This window comes from Vibrio fortis, from assembly GCF_000695685.1.
Lineage (GTDB): Bacteria > Pseudomonadota > Gammaproteobacteria > Enterobacterales > Vibrionaceae > Vibrio > Vibrio fortis_A.
Genome location: NZ_JFFR01000005.1, coordinates 17,697 through 36,943, shown reverse-complemented (window position 1 = coordinate 36,943; position 19,247 = coordinate 17,697). Strand labels below are relative to the sequence as shown.

Here is a 19,247-nt window from a genome sequence, read left to right as displayed (position 1 = left end):
CCTCTCCATAAGGGAGAGGTTTCATTTAACTAAGGAAGTGTCAGCAACACAATCAGGTCGATTAATTTCTGTGCTTCAGGCTCTAATTCTCTGCTTTAGCTGGAGCTGCTGCCAATTCGACGTCGACCACGGAGCTGCGCTCATCCAACTTAATAAACAGAGCCAGTACACCCATTGCCGCCATCACCCAGAAAATGTTCGCGCCCCACAATTCATAACCCCAACCACTCAGAGTGGTCATCAATGCGATAAACGCACCAAGCGGAATCGCATTATAGAGTGCTTGCAGTGCCACCATCTTATTCTCTTCTTCAGATTGGATGTACTGAATGGCAGCAATGTGCGCCATTGCGAATGTCACACCATGCAGCAACTGCACTAATACCAGACCAAAGATATCGGTTGTCGATGCCGTAATACCCCAACGCGCAATCACACCCAGCGCAGCAATAACAAATAGCGTTCTGAGTGCCATACCAGAGAAAAGTCGCTTACTTAATGCAAACACACCCACTTCAGCCACGACCCCTAAGCTCCACAGATAACCGATGATGGCTTCAGAGTGACCTGCCTCTTTCCAATAAATCGCACTGAAGCTGTAGTAAGCAGCGTGACTACCTTGCAGCAGTGCCATCAACGCAAGGAACTTCACAACCGAGCGCTCACGCATCAATGCTCCTAACTTTGGACGTACTTGGTGCTGTTCGGATTGTGTCACTGGCATTAGGTTCGGGTTTCTCATTGCCAGTATCAGAGATACAAACACACCAGCCAATGCCGTATACAAGATCATATCGGTGCCAAACTGCGCCACCAGATAACCAACCACCGTCGAGCCAGCAATAAATGCAACCGAACCCCAAAGTCGTGTTCGGCCATAATCCAACACCTTAAGTCGACTGTAGTAGTTCGCCATTGCGTCGGACAACGGAACAACTGGCCCGCAACAGAGATTAAATAAGATGGTTGCTAGCAGCATTAATAGGAAGCTACCGCCGGTAAAGAAGTGAAACGCGACGAAAATCAGTGCCGCTAAACTGAGCCAGCGCAGAGCAGGCATTAAGTGTTCCGCTTTATGGACACGTGGAGTAATCAAAAGGTTCGCCACACATCGCGTCGCAAAACCCACACCGATCAATACACCAATATCACCTGCCGAAACCCCTTGGTCTTCGAACCATAATGCCCAAAACGGCAGATAGACACCGTAAGCGAAAAAGAAACCGATGAAATACTGAGATATCCATCCATAAGGGGAAGGGTTAAACATACATATACCTATATAAACGATTGCAGAGAGGCAGCGGAGATTATGCCTCTACGCAATCATATGAAAAAGGGAATAATTGCTGCTTTGAGTTTCCGTGTTATCTATGACTGCATCGCCGATGAAAATCGCACGTTTAGACTAAAGTCGTCTGGAGCTTCAGTGAGTTTTTGTCAGACTTAACTTTAGGTTCTTCACTCTATCTGCGACGCTTATGCCTGATAAATTTAATATGCAGCACCCACCCTTCGATAGCTTATCTGAGGCTGAACAATTGACCCTGCGCTCTGCGCTCGACGTGGTTTACTATCGTGCTCAAGAAACCATTCTCGAAGCGGATCGCCCAAGCCGTCATCTGCATATTTTAATTAAAGGTGCCGTAGAGGAGCGTGCTAGCCAAGATGGGGAGATTTACGCCCACTATGCAAACGACGATATCTTTGATGTTCGTAGTCAGTTTGAACCTCACACTAAACACCAGTACATCGCACTAGAAGATACCCTCAGCTACCTGCTTCCCACCGATGTATTCCTCGAGCTCTACAATGCCAATGGCCAGTTTGCTGCCTACTTTGATAACAACCTAGCCAAACGTAAAGAGCTCATAGAGGCCGCTAAACAGCAGCAAAACTTGGCTGAATTTATCCTAACCAAAGTCGACGATTCGATTTATCACCCACCTCTGATCCTAGAGCCTAGCCAACCTATCAATGAGGTAACAAGAACCCTTAAAGAACAAGGGCTCGACTCGGCTTTAGTTCGTTTGGCCTATGATGATCTAAAAGCTTTTGGAACATCATGTACCCTACCCTATTCTATCGTCACACGAACCAATTTATTGCACGCTGTGATGCTCGAGGATTATCCCCTTGATGCGCCCGTCGGTGAAATAGCGACCTTCCCTGTTTTGCATGTCAATGATGGTGATTTCCTGTTTAACGCCATGATTAATATGACGCGTAATCGGGTAAAGCGCTTGATGGTTTGTGATGGGCAAGAAGCGGTCGGCATGCTCGATATGACACAAATATTGAGTGCCTTCTCGACCCACTCTCATGTACTGACTCTGCGAATAGCCCGCGCCACTAGCATCGAAGAGTTGGCCATGGCCTCCAACAAACAGCGTCAACTGGTTGAGAGCTTAATCAGCAATGGCATTCGAACGCGCTTTATCATGGAACTGATCTCTGCGGTTAACGAGCAGATTATCGAAAAAGCTTTTGAATTGATTTTGCCTCCAGCACTGCAAAACCACTGTTGCCTGATTGTGCTTGGCTCAGAGGGGCGAGGAGAACAGATACTCAAAACAGACCAAGACAACGCGCTGATCATTCAAGACGGTTTAGAGTGGCATCACTGTGAAGAAGTCATGGCTGAGCTGACTCATACCCTGCAGCAGCTGGGCTACCCGCTCTGCCCAGGCAATGTGATGGTGAATAATCCGAAGTGGGTGCACTCACAACAAGGCTGGAAGGAAACACTGTCCCAGTGGGTGAAGAAGGCGACCCCCGATACGGTCATGGACATCGCCATCATGGCAGACGCTCATGCAGTAGCGGGCAATCGAGAGCTACTGCAACCTGTTAAAGAGCATTTGAGAGATTTAATGGTGGGACAAGAGCTCATACTCACAGAGTTCTGCCGCCCTGCCCTGAACTTCTCTGTACCGCTATCTCTGTTTGGTAACGTGAAAGCGTCGAAATCAGGGTTAGACATAAAACAGGGAGGCATCTTCCCTATCGTTCATGGTGTAAGAGCGCTCAGCCTTGAACACGGCATCAGTGTCAACAACACCTTCGAACGTATCGAAGCACTAGTGGAAAAGAATGTTCTTGAACGAAGCACTGCAGACAACCTCAGCGAAGCGCTCAAACAGTTCTTCAAGTGGCGTCTATCACAACGTTTATCGCAGCAGCACAGCAGCAACAAACTCGACGTGAAGCTCATGGAGCGCGCAGACCGAGACCTATTAAGGCACAGTTTGCACGTAGTGAAAAAGTTTAAGCAATGGTTGGGCTATCACTACCAAATTAGGGATTAGATCACCATGAACCGATTAGTACGCTATTACTGGTATCGAAAACTCAAGGGGTCGCCCTATCGGGATCTCTTCACCACCAATTCAGGACAAGAGTTGGTGTCACTCGATTGTGAAACCACCAGCCTCGATCCGAATCAAGCGGAGCTAGTCTCAATTGCGGCGACCAAGATTGTCGGTAACCGAATTATCACCAGTCAACCGTTTGAGGTCAGACTAAGAGCACCTCAATCTTTAGATTCTAACTCGATAAAAATCCATCGCATTCGCCACCAAGACCTCAAACATGGGGTCGAAGAGAAACAAGCCATCAGCGCATTGCTCGACTTCATCGGTAATCGACCTTTGGTGGGCTATCACATCCGCTACGACAAAAAGATTCTTGATAAAGCGTGTTTAAAACATTTTGGCTTCCCTATGCCTAATCCATTAGTAGAAGTTAGTCAGCTCTATCAAGAAAAGCTCGAAAAACACCTGCCAAATGCTTATTTCGATCTAAGCCTCGATACCATCTGTCGCCAACTCGACTTGCCGCTGCCCACCAATAAACATGATGCATTACAAGACGCTATCTCGGCTGCACTGATATTTGTGCGCCTCCAGTATGGTGATCTACCGCGCTTCAACTCTTCTTATTCATAAATCAACCCGCGTAAATAATTGAAACGATCTAACTCTCAAAAAAACACTTAACTCGCTATTTTTTAAGTAGAAACACGCTTCTCATCCTAAAGTCTAATTGTGGAAATGGCTCTGCTAGCCGACAGTGATAACACAACGACAGTCCACTAACTTGACTTAGAAACTGAACATAAAGGAAGTTGCCAATTCATTAGGAATGTAGGCACAAGGAGAGATGCAATGAGTGAAGCCCACGTTTATCCGGTAAAAGAAAACATCAAAGCAAATACGCACGCGGATAATGACACTTACCTAGCCATGTACCAACAATCTGTTTCTGACCCTGAAGGTTTCTGGGGCGAGCATGGAAAAATCGTAGATTGGATTAAGCCTTTCACCCAAGTGAAAAGCACTTCATTTGACCCAGGCCACATCGACATTCGCTGGTTTGAAGATGGCACACTCAACGTGTCTGCTAACTGTATTGACCGCCACCTTGCTGAGCGCGGTGACGATGTGGCAATCATCTGGGAAGGTGATGACCCAGCTGACGACAAGACGCTAACTTTCAACGAACTGCACAAAGAGGTGTGTGAATTCTCTAACGCACTTAAAGAGCAAGGCGTGCAAAAAGGCGACGTAGTATGTTTGTACATGCCAATGGTGCCAGAAGCGGCGGTTGCGATGCTTGCTTGTACACGTATCGGCGCAGTTCATACTGTGGTATTTGGTGGCTTCTCACCAGAAGCACTATCAGGCCGTATTATCGATTCTGATTCTAAGGTTGTGATCACCGCTGATGAAGGTGTTCGTGGCGGCCGTGCCGTCCCTCTAAAGAAAAATGTCGATGAAGCTCTGACCAACCCAGAAGTGAAAACCATTCAAAAAGTCATCGTTATGAAACGTACTGGTGGTGATATTGATTGGCACGAGCATCGTGATGTTTGGTGGCATGAAGCAACAGCAAACGTATCTTCAGAGTGCCCACCAGAAGAGATGAAAGCAGAAGACCCTCTATTTATTCTCTACACATCAGGTTCAACAGGTAAACCTAAAGGAGTTCTACACACAACGGGTGGCTACCTAGTTTACGCGGCAATGACGTTCAAGTATGTATTTGATTACCAAGAAGGCGAAACCTTCTGGTGTACCGCGGATGTGGGTTGGATCACTGGCCATACATATCTAATCTACGGCCCACTGGCTAACGGCGCTAAGACAATCCTATTTGAGGGCGTGCCAAACTACCCGAATACTAGCCGTATGAGTGAAGTGGTTGATAAGCACCAAGTAAACATCCTATACACGGCACCAACAGCGATTCGTGCTCTGATGGCGAAAGGTAACGAAGCGGTTGAAGGCACAACACGTAGCAGTCTACGTATTATGGGCTCGGTAGGTGAACCAATTAACCCAGAAGCGTGGGAGTGGTACTACAAAACGATCGGTAACGAGAACTCTCCGATTGTTGATACATGGTGGCAAACCGAAACGGGCGGTATCTTGATCGCTCCTCTACCGGGTGCAACGGATCTAAAACCAGGTTCTGCGACTCGCCCATTCTTTGGCGTGCAACCTGCACTGGTCGACAACATGGGCAACATCATTGAAGGCGCAACCGACGGTAACCTAGTGATTCTAGATTCTTGGCCTGGTCAAATGCGTACTGTTTATGGCGACCATGAGCGCTTCGAGCAGACTTACTTCTCAACCTTCAAAGGCATGTACTTCACTAGTGATGGTGCTCGTCGTGATGAAGATGGTTACTACTGGATCACAGGCCGTGTTGATGACGTACTGAACGTATCTGGCCACCGTATGGGTACGGCAGAGATTGAATCAGCGCTGGTTGCATTCGATAAGATTGCCGAGGCTGCGATAGTGGGTATCCCTCACGACATCAAAGGCCAAGCGATCTACGCTTACATCACCCTGAACGACGGAGAGTTCCCAACCGCTGAGCTGCATAAAGAGGTGAAAGACTGGGTACGTAAAGAGATCGGTCCGATTGCGACACCAGACGTACTGCACTGGACAGACTCTCTACCGAAAACGCGTTCTGGTAAGATCATGCGTCGTATCCTACGTAAGATTGCAACAGGTGATACAGGCAACCTTGGCGACACTTCTACGCTTGCTGACCCAAGTGTTGTTGACAAGCTCATCGCAGAAAAAGCTGAGCTTGCATAAAACTGCGGATAAACAGTCCTAACTTGGGCATGTTTACCTGATATGTTTAAAACACCCCCATATGTAAACCGTCACCTGTGTGGCGGTTTTTTTATGCCTGATCTTGATCTCAAATATCCTTCCTTAAATTAAGGCTTCTCCCATTTTTTGTTAACTTGGTAACAATTCTGCACTATCACATTAGGAGATTAGACCAGTAAATTGCTGCGATTTGCGCTGAATTAGCTATAATCTGGTTCTAATTTTTAAAATCGGTCGTTTTAGCTCTAGCAAAACGGCATGATTTGTAAATAAAATGGGACATTCACTCTCGTCGTCACGATAAAGGAAGATAGCCCCACGATGTCTACAAAGTTTCGCATTCTAGTTTTAAATGGCCCAAACCTTAACCTGTTAGGCCTAAGAGAGCCTGCTCATTACGGTTCTCAAACACTTGACCAGATAATTGACGGTCTGAAAGAGCAAGCGAAAACGCAGGACGTTGAGCTATCTCACTTACAATCAAATCGTGAGTACGAGCTAATTGAAGCCATTCACGGTGCATTCCAAGATATTGATTTTATTATTATCAATCCAGCAGCGTTCACACACACCAGTGTGGCACTGCGCGATGCACTGCTTGGCGTAGCAATCCCATTTATTGAAGTGCACCTTTCTAATGTTCACGCACGTGAACCATTTAGGCACCACTCTTACCTCTCAGACAAAGCCGAAGGGGTGATTTGTGGCTTGGGCGCACAAGGCTACCAATTTGCTTTGACCGCTGCGATTAACAAGCTTCAGTCAAAGTAACGAACATAACCGAACTAATAGACACCAGCTCCAGTCATAGAGCATGGTTAATTAACAAATAAGAGAAAGAAACGATGGATATTCGCAAAATCAAAAAGCTGATCGAATTGGTTGAAGAGTCTGGTATCGCAGAACTAGAAATCTCTGAAGGTGAAGAGTCAGTACGCATCAGCCGTAACGGCACTGCTCCTGCAGCAGCACCAGTTCAATACGCAGCAGCGCCAGCACCTGTAGCAGCACCAGCTCCTGCAGCGGCTCCAGCTCCTGCGGCGGCTCCAGAAGCAGCTGAAGCTCCAGCGGCAGTAACTGGTCACCAAGTTCTTTCTCCAATGGTTGGTACTTTCTACAGCGCGCCAAGCCCAGATGCAAAACCATTTGTTAAAGTAGGTCAACAAGTTAACGCTGGCGATACTCTATGTATCGTTGAAGCGATGAAGATGATGAACCAAATCGAAGCGGACAAGTCTGGTGTTGTAACTGCAATCCTAGTTGAAGACGGCCAACCAGTTGAGTTCGACCAAGCTCTAGTAATTATCGAATAATAGAGAAGCCTCATTATGTTAGATAAATTAGTAATCGCGAACCGTGGTGAAATTGCACTACGTATTCTGCGAGCATGTAAAGAGCTAGGCATTAAGACGGTAGCTGTTCACTCAACAGCTGACCGTGACCTTAAGCACGTACTGCTTGCAGATGAAACTATTTGTATCGGTCCAGCTCGTGGTATCGATAGCTACCTGAACATCCCTCGCATCATCAGTGCGGCAGAGGTAACAGGCGCTGTTGCTATTCACCCTGGCTACGGCTTCCTATCTGAAAACGCAGACTTTGCTGAGCAAGTTGAGCAAAGCGGTTTCATCTTCGTAGGTCCTAAAGCTGAAACTATCCGCATCATGGGTGATAAAGTTTCTGCAATCACGGCAATGAAGAAAGCAGGCGTACCTTGTGTACCGGGTTCTGACGGCCCACTGAACGACGACGAAGCAACCAACAAAGCTCACGCTAAGCGTATTGGCTACCCAGTAATCATCAAAGCATCTGGTGGCGGCGGTGGTCGTGGTATGCGTGTTGTACGTTCTGAAAAAGAGCTAACTGAAGCGATCGCAATGACACGTGCAGAAGCAAAAGCATGTTTCAACAACGACATGGTTTACATGGAGAAATTCCTAGAAAACCCACGTCACGTTGAAGTACAAGTGATTGCTGACGGTCAAGGCGGTGCTATCCACCTTGGTGAGCGTGACTGTTCTATGCAGCGTCGTCACCAGAAGGTTGTTGAAGAAGCACCAGCACCAGGTATCACTGCAGAAATGCGTAAGTACATTGGTGAACGTTGTACTCGTGCTTGTCTTGAGATTGGCTACCGTGGTGCAGGTACTTTTGAGTTCCTATACGAAAACGGCGAGTTCTACTTCATCGAGATGAACACTCGTATCCAAGTAGAGCACCCAGTAACTGAGATGGTTACCGGTGTTGACCTAATCAAAGAGCAACTACGTGTTGCTGCTGGTCAGCCTCTGTCTTTCACGCAAGATGACATCAAGATCAGCGGTCACGCTATCGAGTGTCGTATCAACGCGGAAGACCCAGATAAGTTCCTACCTTCACCAGGTAAGATCGAGCGTTTCCATGCACCGGGCGGCATGGGCGTACGTTGGGACTCTCACATCTACACGGGCTACACGGTACCACCTCACTACGATTCAATGATTGGTAAGCTGATCACTTACGGTGAGAACCGCGATGTAGCGATCTCTCGTATGAAGAATGCTCTAGGTGAGATGATTGTAGAAGGCATCAAAGTGAACATCCCTCTACAAGAGTCGATCATGAACGACGAGAACTTCCAACACGGTGGTGCAAACATCCACTACCTAGAGAAGAAACTTGGTCTTCAATAATCGGTTCATTTAAGAACATCACGAAATGCCCACCTCGGTGGGCATTTTTTTATTATAATTTTATTAATACAAGCCACTGAAAAGATAAAGTTAAATAAGTCATATTCTCATTTTTGTCTCTGAACCATCCCAATATATCTGATCCTTTAGTCAAACTTGTCGTAGATCTGTGTGATGTAAAAATCACTTGGAGACAAGACAATGAAACTGATTAAAACTATTGCAATAGCAACCACACTCAGCGCAGCTCTAGCAGGCTGCCACGACGATGACGACGACTCCACAGCACAGGACTATTCCTATCTTCGAGTATTCCACGCTTCACCTGACGCCCCAAAAGTAAACGTGCTTCTCGATGGGCAACCCGCTCTACAAAATGTTGACTACCAACAGTCTTCAGGACAAATTTCCGTATCCCCAGGCGACCATACCGTTCAAGTCGATGCTATCCTCGCTGATGGAACCACCACGACCGTCGTTCCCGAAACCACTCTTGATTTGATGGCAGGGCAAGAGTACAACGTTGTTGCGACAGGGAAAGTCGGCGACAACTCATTCGGACCACAGATCATTGCGAGGGACTTCATGGTTCCAACCGATGCACGAGTTCAAGTGATGCACTCTGCACCCGATGCTCCAACTGTAGACGTATTCATTACCGCCCCTGGCGCGGATCTAACGACTGCAATGCCTTTCGCCGATGATGTGTCGTTTTTAGGCGTAACCGATGCAGTGAATGTACCTGCTGATACTTACCAAGTGCGTATTACGGATCCATCTGATCCAACCCAAGTGTTTTTCGATTCAGGCTCGATAGCGGTTCCTGCTGGTGCCGACTGGTTTGTCGCAGCAACCAATAACACCACCGCAGGCGCGTCACCAGTAACTTTGCTTGTCGACACTGGTAGCAGCTCACTGACGGTTCAAGATACAAACAGCGGCGCTGATGTCCGCGTAGTGCACACTATTTCCGATGCCCCTGGCGTCGATGTGTGGGTCAATGGCACAGCACCAGTAAGTGGCTCGTCCCTGTTTAACCTAATGTATAAAGACAAAACAGATTATCTAGCCCTTGATGCTGCATCGACAGACTTTGCAGTAGCTGTTAACGGCAGCAGCCCTGTCAGTATCGTCAGTGCCCTTGGGCTAACTGCTTCACTTGCAGCGAATACAACCTACACTGCCCTAGCTATCGGCAACCTGAGTGATGGACTGAGCAATGATGAGCTTTACGTCGTTGAAGATGATGTAAGAAGAATCGCAACAGAAGCCAAACTGCGAGCGATTCACGCCTCTACGTTGGCAGGCATTGTCGACATTTATGTGAGTGCTGACGCGACTCCAAGTTCTGACGATGTTATTCTAGAAGATATCCCTTACAAAGGAGATAGCGGTTTACTGCCCGTGATGCCTGGCACGGTATACATCATGATCACGCCAGCCAATACCCCTAGCACCATCGCTATTGGGCCAGTAATGCTCGACCTCACTGGCGGTTCAATCACAACGCTTGTGGCGATTGACGACCCTGTCGCACCCACCAGCGTATCAGCAATCAGTTTAGACGACTAATGACCATTTCAACTATCTGCTAGCCCAGTGTTCATCGCGAACACTGGGTTTACTTATATCTAGAACGGCAGTTTTAATTGAGGGTAATCGCTCATTAAATCTGCTAAACTCTGCGCCCAATTCATTTTCAACCATTGTTAAGAGCACATACCCATGCCTTGGATTCAAATCAAGCTTAATGCGACCAACGAAAATGCCGAACAGATCGGCGACATGTTGATGGAAGAGACTGGTGCTCTTTCTGTCACTTTCCTTGATGCACAAGATACCCCTGTATTTGAGCCTCTGCCGGGTGAGACGCGACTTTGGGGTGATACGGATATCCTAGCTCTATACGACGCTGAAATTGATACCAGCGCCGTTCTAGCGCAAATCAAAGCAAGCAATATGTTCCCTGCGGATTTCGCTCACAAAGTTGAGCAAATCGAGGACAAAGACTGGGAACGTGAATGGATGGATAACTTCCACCCAATGAAGTTTGGTGAGCGCCTATGGATCTGCCCAAGCTGGCGAGATATCCCAGAGCCGGACGCGGTAAATGTAATGCTTGACCCAGGTCTAGCGTTTGGTACGGGTACCCACCCAACAACAGCACTTTGTTTAGAGTGGTTAGAAGGTCTAGATCTGTCAGGTAAGACAGTGATCGACTTCGGTTGTGGCTCTGGCATCCTAGCGATCGCAGCGATCAAACTTGGTGCAGCAAAAGTTATCGGGATCGACATTGATCCACAGGCTCTACTGGCATCAAAAGACAATGCTGAGCGCAATGGCGTTGCTGACCAATTAGAAGTGTTCCTTCCTCAAGATCAGCCAGAAGGCCTGATTGCCGATGTTGTCGTTGCTAACATCCTTGCCGGTCCACTACGTGAACTTTCAGGCATCATTAAGGGTCTAGTAAAAGAAGACGGTGTACTTGCGATGTCGGGTGTTTTAGATACACAAGCGGAAGACGTTGCGACTTATTACCGTGATGAACTTCACATAGATCCGATTGTCGAGCAGCAAGAGTGGTGTCGAATCTCTGGTCGCAAGCAAGGCTAGATAAGACTTTGAGCGCTAATTGACTGAATTTTATGCAAATTACAAAAACAAATTGTAAATGCTCAAATATTAGTCTTTTCACGCAGCAAAAAAATGCGTAAAATGCGCGCCCTTGCTGGTACAGAACTGTGATGACGTTTTGAAAATCGGAAATTATCAACTTAAGAACAATCTAATCGTCGCCCCAATGGCTGGCGTAACGGATAGACCATTCCGTGAGTTGTGTCTTCGCTATGGTGCGGGGATGGCAGTCAGTGAAATGATGTCCTCTAATCCTAAGGTTTGGAAAACGTCGAAGTCTCAGCAGCGTATGGTACATGAAGGCGAATCGGGCATTCGTTCAGTACAAATCGCTGGTGCAGATCCACAGCTTATGGCCGAGGCTGCGCAATTCAACGTTGAGAACGGTGCTCAAATCATCGATATCAACATGGGTTGCCCAGCAAAAAAAGTGAATAAGAAGCTTGCGGGCTCCGCACTACTGCAATATCCGGATCTTATTGAAGAGATCTTGAAGGCTGTAGTAAATGCGGTTGACGTTCCAGTGACGTTGAAAACTCGTACAGGCTGGGACACGGACAATAGAAACTGTGTCCAAATCGCTAAAATAGCCGAAAACTGCGGCATTCAAGCGCTTGCCCTTCACGGGAGAACTCGCGCTTGTATGTACAAAGGTGAGGCCGAATACAAACACATTAAAGCGGCGAAACAAGCTGTCTCTATACCGGTTATCGCTAACGGTGATATCGATAGCCCGGAGAAAGCGAAGTTTGTACTGGAGTACACCGGTGCTGACGCTTTAATGATTGGCCGTCCTGCCCAAGGACGTCCTTGGATTTTCCAGGAAATCCACCACTATTTGGAAAACGGCACCACGATGGACCCACTCCCAACTACGGAAGTGAAGGACATCATGCTTGGTCATGTTCACGCTCTGCATGAGTTTTATGGAGAGTTTTTAGGTCCGCGCATTGCTCGTAAGCATGTGGGTTGGTACCTAAAAGAACACGAACAAGCGAGTGAGTTTCGCCGTACCTTCAACGCACTCGAAGCAGGTGATCTGCAGCTTGAGGCGTTAGAAGGTTATTTTGATAACGTTGCACCATAATTACGAGAAGAGCTAGACCGAATATGTTCGAACAAAATCTGACTTCAGAAGCATTGACAGTGACTACAGTTACATCACAAGACCAAATCACGCAGAAACCACTACGTGATTCAGTGAAAGCATCATTGAAAAACTACCTTGCTCAATTAAACGGTCAAGAAGTCAGCGAGTTATACGAACTAGTATTAGCTGAAGTTGAACAGCCACTACTAGACACCATCATGCAGTACACTCGCGGTAACCAAACTCGCGCAGCAACTATGATGGGTATCAACCGCGGTACTCTTCGCAAGAAACTTAAAAAATACGGCATGAACTAATCATTCTGACGTATAGAAATTTAAAGCCCAACTTACTGAGTAAGTTGGGCTTTTTTTATCTCTAAGCTCAGTCGCTGCAACAGCTGCCTTTCTGGGTATTCTCAGAATCCAGTGCCGCCAGAATTGAGCAGTGACTCGCATCATCATCCACATGCCCACAGCACGCATCATTGATTTTTTTCAGGGCAATTCGAATACGACTCAGCTCAGCAATTTTCTCATCAATCATCGTCAACTTAGCGCTGGTAATCGACTTCACCTCCGCGCAGCTATGCTGAGTCGCCTCTAAGCGAATATCGAGTAATTCTTTAATCTCTTCCAAGCTCAGGCCCAACGCCTTTGATTTTAGGATGAAGGTCACCTGCTTTTGGTTATTTTCGTCATACAGTCGATAGCCTGACTCACTGCGACTCGCCGGAGCAATAAGGTGGTTTTTCTCGTAAAACCGTAGCGTATCCGCTGTTACACCACAGCGTTTCGCTAATTCTCCTATCTGAAACATAGTTTTTCCTGATTTTTCATTACTGCCACAATTAACCTTTTCGTTACTTTTCAGGCTCAAATAGCAATTTTCATAATTATTTTTGAGATGCCAAACGATTGCGCGAGCTTTTTTGTAATAAATTAGTTAGAATGTGCGCCATCAAATTTGGAGACTGTTACTTTCTTAGGTATTAAACATAAGAAGAAACGGAATCTCAAAGGTCTTTACCAAAACTGGCCAATATTTTATCTCTTGTTCTGTTGTACGTTAACCAGAGTGGAGAAGATAGAAACAAGTTCTTTTTTGGCAAATATCTTTATTTTAACTCCATGAATTTGAGGAAGATGGAAGCATGAATAACGCTCGTCCAATTCGCCGCGCCCTAATCAGCGTATCAGACAAAACTGGTATCGTTGAATTTGCACAAGCCCTTGCTAACCGTGGTGTCGATATCCTATCGACTGGTGGCACTGCTCGCCTGCTTGCTGAGAAAGGCATCTCTGTAACAGAAGTATCAGACTACACAGGCTTCCCAGAAATGATGGACGGCCGCGTTAAAACTCTGCATCCAAAAGTTCATGGTGGCGTTCTAGGTCGTCGTGGCCAAGATGATGAAGTGATGGAAACTCACGGCATCAATCCTATCGATATGGTTGTTGTTAACCTATACCCATTCGCAGAAACCGTTGCTAAAGAAGGTTGTACCCTTGCTGACGCTGTTGAGAACATCGATATCGGTGGTCCAACAATGGTTCGCTCTGCAGCGAAAAACCACAAAGACGTAACTATCGTTGTGAACGCTCACGACTACGATCGCGTTATCGCTGAAATGGACGCGAACGAGAAGTCTCTAACACTAGAAACTCGTTTCGACCTGGCTATCGCGGCATTCGAGCACACAGCTTCTTACGACAGCATGATCGCTAACTACTTCGGCACTATGGTCCCATCTTACGGTGAGAACAAGGAAGGTGACGAAGAGAGCAAATTCCCTCGCACGTTCAACCAACAGTTCGAGAAGAAGCAAGACATGCGCTACGGTGAGAACAGCCACCAAGCAGCAGCATTCTACGTTGAAGCGAACCCTGAAGAAGCGTCTGTTTCTACTGCTCGCCAAATCCAAGGTAAAGCCCTTTCTTACAACAACATCGCAGACACTGACGCTGCACTTGAGTGTGTGAAAGAGTTCGACGAGCCTGCATGTGTGATTGTTAAGCACGCTAACCCATGTGGTGTAGCGCTAGGCGAAGATATCCTAGAAGCTTACGACCGTGCATTCAAAACAGACCCAACGTCTGCATTCGGCGGCATCATCGCATTCAACCGCGAACTAGACGCAGCAACAGCAACGGCTATCACTGAGCGCCAATTCGTTGAAGTTATCATTGCTCCTTCTGTTTCTGCTGAAGCGGTAGAAATCGTAGCTGCTAAGAAAAACCTTCGTCTACTTGAGTGTGGCGAATGGACAACTAAGACAACTGGCTTTGACGTGAAGCGCGTTAACGGCGGCCTACTGGTTCAAGACCGCGACCAAGGCATGGTTTCTCAAGATGACCTTAAAGTGGTTTCTAAGCGCCAACCTACAGAAGAAGAGCTAAAAGATGCTCTATTCTGCTGGAAAGTAGCGAAGTACGTGAAATCTAACGCGATTGTTTACTCGAAAGGCGACATGACTATCGGTGTAGGCGCAGGCCAAATGAGCCGCGTTTACTCTGCGAAAATCGCAGGCATCAAAGCTGCAGACGAAGGTCTACAGGTTGAAGGTTGTGTGATGGCATCAGATGCATTCTTCCCATTCCGTGACGGTATCGACGCGGCTGCAGAAGCGGGCATCAAGTGTGTTATCCAACCAGGCGGCTCAATGCGTGATGACGAAGTTATCGCTGCAGCAGACGAACACGGCATGGCGATGATCTTTACGGGTATGCGTCACTTCCGCCACTAATTTCCTGTTTATCTAAACGATTAGTAATTATCGAGCCTCTCAACTTTGAGGGGCTTTTAAGAATTAAAGACTTAAGGATTGAAACATGAACGTATTAATCATCGGAGCTGGCGGTAGAGAACATGCTTTGGGTTGGAAAGCAGCACAAAACCCAAACGTTGAAACAGTATTCGTTGCTCCAGGTAACGCAGGTACTGCACTTGAGCCAAAACTTGAGAACGTAAACATCGGTGTTGAAGACATCGCTGGTTTAGTGGCGTTTGCTCAAGAGAAAAAAATCGAACTGACTATCGTTGGTCCAGAAGCACCGCTAGTCATTGGTGTGGTTGACGCGTTCCGCGAAGTGGGTCTGCCTATCTTTGGTCCAACTCAAGCGGCAGCACAGCTGGAAGGCTCTAAAGCATTCACTAAAGACTTCCTAGCTCGTCACGACATCCCAACCGGTTCTTACGCAAACTTCACTGAGATTGAGCCAGCTATCGCTTACGTTCGTGAGCAAGGCGCGCCAATCGTAGTAAAAGCTGACGGCCTTGCGGCGGGTAAAGGCGTTATCGTTGCGATGACTCTGGAAGAAGCGGAAGACGCAATCAAAGACATGCTAGCAGGCAACGTATTTGGTGAAGCTGGCAGCCGTGTGGTTATTGAAGAGTTCCTTGAAGGCGAAGAAGCGAGCTTCATCGTGATGGTTGACGGCGCTAGCGTTCTGCCTATGGCCACCAGCCAAGACCACAAACGCGTTGGCGACAAAGACACTGGCCCTAACACAGGCGGTATGGGTGCTTACTCTCCAGCTCCAGTGGTAACGCCAGAAATCCACAACCGTATCCTTGAAGAAGTTATCTACCCAACGGTACGTGGTATGGACGCAGAAGGCGCGCCTTACACAGGTTTCCTATATGCAGGTCTGATGATCGCAGCTGACGGCACACCGAAAGTTATCGAGTACAACTGCCGATTCGGCGATCCAGAAACGCAACCTATCATGATGCGTATGGAGTCAGACCTTGTTGAGCTTTGCCTAATGGCTATCGACGAGAAGCTGGACCAAGCAGAATCTCAGTGGGACCCACGCGCTTCAATTGGTGTTGTTCTTGCAGCTGGCGGATACCCTGCTGACTACGCCAAGGGTGACGTGATTTCACTACCAACAGGCGATGTTGAAGGCCAAAAAATCTTCCACGCTGGTACAGCGAACAACGAAGCTGGCGAAGTTGTGACGAATGGCGGCCGTGTTCTATGTGCGACGGCTCTTGGTAATAGCGTTTCTGAGGCTCAGGAGCGTGCGTACGCGCTAACTAAGCAAGTTAGCTGGAATGGTATGTTCCACCGCAATGACATCGGTTACCGTGCGATTGAGCGCGAGCAGAAATAATCATTGTTGAGATTGCAGATACTAAAAAGGCGCGTGATGCGCCTTTTTTAATTTTTAAACCAAATGTGCAGCCTTCAGAGTATTTGGCCTACCATGATCCTTTTGCTATAAATGCTGTTCAGCAGTGATATATCTACTGCTCTTTCAATAGCACAGGACGCGTAATACAGTCATGGCTGTCTTCCGCTAGCATTAGTAACTCCTCAACCGATACACTGCCCTTACCGAGCGATACATCGCCCAATACTGCCGCATAGCTGTCTACCGTCGCTAAGCGATTAATCACGAAGCTTGGTAATGTTTGGTTGAATTCAAATTCAGTGAATTCGTCACCGTCACAGCTCTCAAACGAGCGGCCATTCCAGTAGCCTTGCAGCAACTCTAAACCCTCACCGTTTTGTTTGTCGGTAGCGGTTAAGACACTCGTCGCCTCTTTTTTGTAACGCTCTAACTGCTCTGCTTGAATCGGTAAGATTTTTCCATCGATACGATGCTGTTGATAGACAGCGTCACCCGACGCATTAAAACGCACGTGGACACGGTATGGCACGAGTTTGCCATTAGAGTCGCGCTGTTCACCTTCACGGATAAACTCACGCAAGATGCCATCAGACCAAGCGTAATCGGTTTTGTACCAGCCATAATCGCCTACAGTAACGTAATCGGCTGAGCGGTGTGGCTGTGTAAGCTTATTCGTGACCCAGTAAAAGCTGGTTGCGTCACCCATAACCTGACCACCGGTGTAGGTTTCAAATTGTTCGAGATTTTGTGTCGGGCTGGATGAGGAACATCCAACGAGAAGTGCTGAGAAGAGAGAAACGAGAAGAACTGTTTTTTTCATAAAACCTGTACCGAGGTGGAATACGACTACCTCGGTACAGTTTAGATTATTTCACTGAATCTTTCAGTGCTTTACCTGCAACAAATGCTGGAACATTTGCAGCAGCGATTTGAATCTCATCACCAGTTTTTGGGTTACGACCAGTGCGAGCTGCACGGTGGTTTACTTTGAAAGTACCAAAACCAATTAGCTGAACTTGATCGCCATCTTTAAGAGCATCAGTTACGCCACCAAGAGTCGCTTCTAGCGCAGCTTTCGCTTGAGCTTTAGAAAGGTCCGCTTTTTCAGCAATAAAGTCGATTAATTGGGTCTTGTTCATTTTAGGTTTCCCTTCTTTGTATTTTTAAATTCAATTCACTCTAAAACATAAATGCCCCATCTGGCAAAGGTTTGTCGACGATCTTTGACTCTAATGCCGTAGTTTTAGCCATAATATGAGTAATAACTCACAATTTGTTACTCAAATTCCCTTCCAAGCCCTTGTTTAAAGGGGGCTGAGACTAAAATTAATGATGACCAAAGCATCAATTTTTTTCTATAATCCAGCTTGAATCGCTGACAAAGCGTACAATCTATCATTAAGGGCAAACATGCTGCTGCTAACTATCTACGTCTCCATTGCTATTGGAGTTTCTTTTATCTGTTCTGTTTTGGAAGCTGTGTTACTGAGTATCAGTCCGAGCTACATCGCTCAACTCAAGCAACAAGGCCACCCTGTAGCTGAGTCGCTCGATAAGCTGAAAACAGACATTGATAGACCACTTGCTTCTATCCTAACGCTCAACACCATCGCGCACACTATCGGTGCCGCGACAGCGGGTGCGCAAGCGGCAGTTGTATTTGGTAGTCAGTGGTTGGGTGTTTTCTCTGCCGTACTTACGCTAGGCATTCTAGTGCTATCAGAAATCGTTCCTAAGACCATTGGTGCAACTTACTGGCGTCAGCTTGCGCCGGCATCTTCAAGAGTTCTGCGTTGGATGGTGTTCTTCCTAACGCCTTTCGTATGGTTCTCTGAACAAATTACCAAGCGTCTTGCACGTGGCCACGAAGCACCAAAAATGCGTGACGAGTTATCTGCGATGGCGATCTTGGCAAAAGAGAGCGGCGAATTTGCAGAAGGTGAATCAAAAATCCTGAGCAATCTGCTGGGCATTCAAGACGTACCTGTGACTCAAGTAATGACTCCTCGTCCTGTCGTATTTCGTGTTGATGCCGAGATGACGATTAATGAGTTTCTATCTGAGCACAAAGAGACGCCATTCTCTCGCCCACTGGTTTACAGCGAGCAGAGTGACAACATCATTGGCTTCGTACACCGTCTAGAACTGTTCAAACTACAACAAGCAGGCAGTGGTGAGAAATCACTGGGCGATGTAACACGACCAATTCATGTATTGCTCAACAACTTAGTACTACCAAAAGCCTTCGATCAGATGATGGCTAAGCGTCTTCAACTGGCGATGGTGGTCGATGAGTACGGCACCATCCAAGGTATTATTACCCTTGAAGACATCTTTGAGCACTTAGTTGGTCAAGAGATTGTCGATGAAGCCGACAAGAACACTGACATGCAAGAACTGGCGTTTCAGCGTTGGGAAAACTGGAAAGAGACCCACGGCGTAATCGAAAGCCGCGATGACGAGCATGAAGAAGAGCTCGAAGAGAAAGAAGAAACAGAGACCGAAGAAAAAACTGAAGCCGAAGCTGAGGTTAACCAAGACTCTGATGTCTCTTCAGCAGATAAAAAAGCGTAAT

17 protein-coding genes are annotated in these 19,247 nt (G+C 47.1%); 13 read left to right on the top strand and 4 right to left on the bottom strand.

Annotation, left to right across the window (positions count from 1 at the left end):
- Positions 1–82 precede the first annotated feature (82 nt).
- On the bottom strand, positions 83–1,270 hold the full coding sequence (locus tag VFDL14_RS17250) for a 3-phenylpropionate MFS transporter (protein ID WP_032549937.1): 1,188 nt from the start codon (positions 1,268–1,270) through the stop codon (positions 83–85).
- A 211-nt stretch (positions 1,271–1,481) separates the two neighbouring features.
- Between VFDL14_RS17250 and VFDL14_RS17255 the strand changes: the two genes are divergently transcribed.
- The 10 genes from VFDL14_RS17255 (at position 1,482) to fis (ending at position 12,850) form a co-directional block, all read left to right on the top strand.
- Positions 1,482–3,308: a DUF294 nucleotidyltransferase-like domain-containing protein gene (locus VFDL14_RS17255; RefSeq protein WP_032549936.1), complete on the top strand. Its 1,827-nt coding sequence runs from the start codon at positions 1,482–1,484 to the stop codon at positions 3,306–3,308.
- A gap of 6 nt (positions 3,309–3,314) precedes the next feature.
- A complete protein-coding gene (locus VFDL14_RS17260; protein ID WP_032549935.1) occupies positions 3,315–3,947 on the top strand; it encodes a 3'-5' exonuclease in 633 nt (210 codons plus the stop codon).
- Positions 3,948–4,166: 219 nt separating this feature from the next.
- Entirely contained in the window at positions 4,167–6,116 is a 1,950-nt protein-coding gene (gene acs / locus VFDL14_RS17265; protein WP_032549934.1) for an acetate--CoA ligase, read from the top strand.
- Between the two features lie 342 nt (positions 6,117–6,458).
- Positions 6,459–6,908, top strand: a complete 450-nt coding sequence (aroQ, locus tag VFDL14_RS17270) for a type II 3-dehydroquinate dehydratase (RefSeq protein WP_032549933.1) — start codon at positions 6,459–6,461, stop codon at positions 6,906–6,908.
- Between the two features lie 74 nt (positions 6,909–6,982).
- On the top strand, positions 6,983–7,450 hold the full coding sequence (gene accB / locus VFDL14_RS17275; protein ID WP_032549931.1) for an acetyl-CoA carboxylase biotin carboxyl carrier protein: 468 nt from the start codon (positions 6,983–6,985) through the stop codon (positions 7,448–7,450).
- Positions 7,451–7,465: 15 nt separating this feature from the next.
- The gene (accC, locus tag VFDL14_RS17280; RefSeq protein WP_032549930.1) at positions 7,466–8,809 is read left to right on the top strand and encodes an acetyl-CoA carboxylase biotin carboxylase subunit; all 1,344 of its coding nucleotides are present in this window, start codon (positions 7,466–7,468) and stop codon (positions 8,807–8,809) included.
- A gap of 201 nt (positions 8,810–9,010) precedes the next feature.
- Positions 9,011–10,381: a DUF4397 domain-containing protein gene (locus tag VFDL14_RS17285; protein WP_050487345.1), complete on the top strand. Its 1,371-nt coding sequence runs from the start codon at positions 9,011–9,013 to the stop codon at positions 10,379–10,381.
- 153 nt (positions 10,382–10,534) lie between these two features.
- On the top strand, positions 10,535–11,422 hold the full coding sequence (prmA, locus tag VFDL14_RS17290) for a 50S ribosomal protein L11 methyltransferase (RefSeq protein WP_032549929.1): 888 nt from the start codon (positions 10,535–10,537) through the stop codon (positions 11,420–11,422).
- Between the two features lie 139 nt (positions 11,423–11,561).
- A complete protein-coding gene (gene dusB, locus VFDL14_RS17295) occupies positions 11,562–12,530 on the top strand; it encodes a tRNA dihydrouridine synthase DusB (protein WP_032550057.1) in 969 nt (322 codons plus the stop codon).
- Positions 12,531–12,553: 23 nt separating this feature from the next.
- Entirely contained in the window at positions 12,554–12,850 is a 297-nt protein-coding gene (gene fis / locus VFDL14_RS17300) for a DNA-binding transcriptional regulator Fis (protein ID WP_004729744.1), read from the top strand.
- 67 nt (positions 12,851–12,917) lie between these two features.
- Here fis and zntR read toward each other — a convergent pair whose 3' ends face one another.
- Positions 12,918–13,352, bottom strand: a complete 435-nt coding sequence (zntR, locus tag VFDL14_RS17305; protein WP_032549928.1) for a Zn(2+)-responsive transcriptional regulator — start codon at positions 13,350–13,352, stop codon at positions 12,918–12,920.
- Positions 13,353–13,686: 334 nt separating this feature from the next.
- On the opposite strand from zntR, the gene purH reads away from it, so the two are divergent.
- Positions 13,687–15,279: a bifunctional phosphoribosylaminoimidazolecarboxamide formyltransferase/IMP cyclohydrolase gene (gene purH / locus VFDL14_RS17310; RefSeq protein ID WP_032549925.1), complete on the top strand. Its 1,593-nt coding sequence runs from the start codon at positions 13,687–13,689 to the stop codon at positions 15,277–15,279.
- 85 nt (positions 15,280–15,364) lie between these two features.
- The gene (gene purD / locus VFDL14_RS17315) at positions 15,365–16,651 is read left to right on the top strand and encodes a phosphoribosylamine--glycine ligase (protein WP_032549923.1); all 1,287 of its coding nucleotides are present in this window, start codon (positions 15,365–15,367) and stop codon (positions 16,649–16,651) included.
- 133 nt (positions 16,652–16,784) lie between these two features.
- Here the strand turns inward: purD and VFDL14_RS17320 are convergent, their stop codons facing one another.
- Both VFDL14_RS17320 and hupA read right to left on the bottom strand, forming a co-directional pair.
- Positions 16,785–17,492, bottom strand: coding sequence for a DUF1481 domain-containing protein (locus tag VFDL14_RS17320; RefSeq protein ID WP_032549922.1), 708 nt, complete (start codon positions 17,490–17,492; stop codon positions 16,785–16,787).
- A 46-nt stretch (positions 17,493–17,538) separates the two neighbouring features.
- The gene (hupA, locus tag VFDL14_RS17325; RefSeq protein ID WP_004729753.1) at positions 17,539–17,811 is read right to left on the bottom strand and encodes a nucleoid-associated protein HU-alpha; all 273 of its coding nucleotides are present in this window, start codon (positions 17,809–17,811) and stop codon (positions 17,539–17,541) included.
- Positions 17,812–18,082: 271 nt separating this feature from the next.
- Here hupA and VFDL14_RS17330 point away from each other — a divergent pair, with 271 nt between their 5' ends.
- On the top strand, positions 18,083–19,246 hold the full coding sequence (locus VFDL14_RS17330) for a CNNM domain-containing protein (protein WP_032549921.1): 1,164 nt from the start codon (positions 18,083–18,085) through the stop codon (positions 19,244–19,246).
- The last annotated feature ends 1 nt before the right edge of the window (position 19,247 follow it).

What these genes read in the sequence shown, in the direction of transcription:
- VFDL14_RS17250 (WP_032549937.1), bottom strand. Translation starts at nt 1,270, where the DNA reads ATGTTTAACCCTTCCCCTTATGGATGGATATCTCAGTATTTCATCGGT.
- VFDL14_RS17255 (WP_032549936.1), top strand. Translation starts at nt 1,482, where the DNA reads ATGCCTGATAAATTTAATATGCAGCACCCACCCTTCGATAGCTTATCT.
- VFDL14_RS17260 (WP_032549935.1), top strand. Translation starts at nt 3,315, where the DNA reads ATGAACCGATTAGTACGCTATTACTGGTATCGAAAACTCAAGGGGTCG.
- acs (WP_032549934.1), top strand. Translation starts at nt 4,167, where the DNA reads ATGAGTGAAGCCCACGTTTATCCGGTAAAAGAAAACATCAAAGCAAAT.
- aroQ (WP_032549933.1), top strand. Translation starts at nt 6,459, where the DNA reads ATGTCTACAAAGTTTCGCATTCTAGTTTTAAATGGCCCAAACCTTAAC.
- accB (WP_032549931.1), top strand. Translation starts at nt 6,983, where the DNA reads ATGGATATTCGCAAAATCAAAAAGCTGATCGAATTGGTTGAAGAGTCT.
- accC (WP_032549930.1), top strand. Translation starts at nt 7,466, where the DNA reads ATGTTAGATAAATTAGTAATCGCGAACCGTGGTGAAATTGCACTACGT.
- VFDL14_RS17285 (WP_050487345.1), top strand. Translation starts at nt 9,011, where the DNA reads ATGAAACTGATTAAAACTATTGCAATAGCAACCACACTCAGCGCAGCT.
- prmA (WP_032549929.1), top strand. Translation starts at nt 10,535, where the DNA reads ATGCCTTGGATTCAAATCAAGCTTAATGCGACCAACGAAAATGCCGAA.
- fis (WP_004729744.1), top strand. Translation starts at nt 12,554, where the DNA reads ATGTTCGAACAAAATCTGACTTCAGAAGCATTGACAGTGACTACAGTT.
- zntR (WP_032549928.1), bottom strand. Translation starts at nt 13,352, where the DNA reads ATGTTTCAGATAGGAGAATTAGCGAAACGCTGTGGTGTAACAGCGGAT.
- purH (WP_032549925.1), top strand. Translation starts at nt 13,687, where the DNA reads ATGAATAACGCTCGTCCAATTCGCCGCGCCCTAATCAGCGTATCAGAC.
- purD (WP_032549923.1), top strand. Translation starts at nt 15,365, where the DNA reads ATGAACGTATTAATCATCGGAGCTGGCGGTAGAGAACATGCTTTGGGT.
- VFDL14_RS17320 (WP_032549922.1), bottom strand. Translation starts at nt 17,492, where the DNA reads ATGAAAAAAACAGTTCTTCTCGTTTCTCTCTTCTCAGCACTTCTCGTT.
- hupA (WP_004729753.1), bottom strand. Translation starts at nt 17,811, where the DNA reads ATGAACAAGACCCAATTAATCGACTTTATTGCTGAAAAAGCGGACCTT.
- VFDL14_RS17330 (WP_032549921.1), top strand. Translation starts at nt 18,083, where the DNA reads ATGCTGCTGCTAACTATCTACGTCTCCATTGCTATTGGAGTTTCTTTT.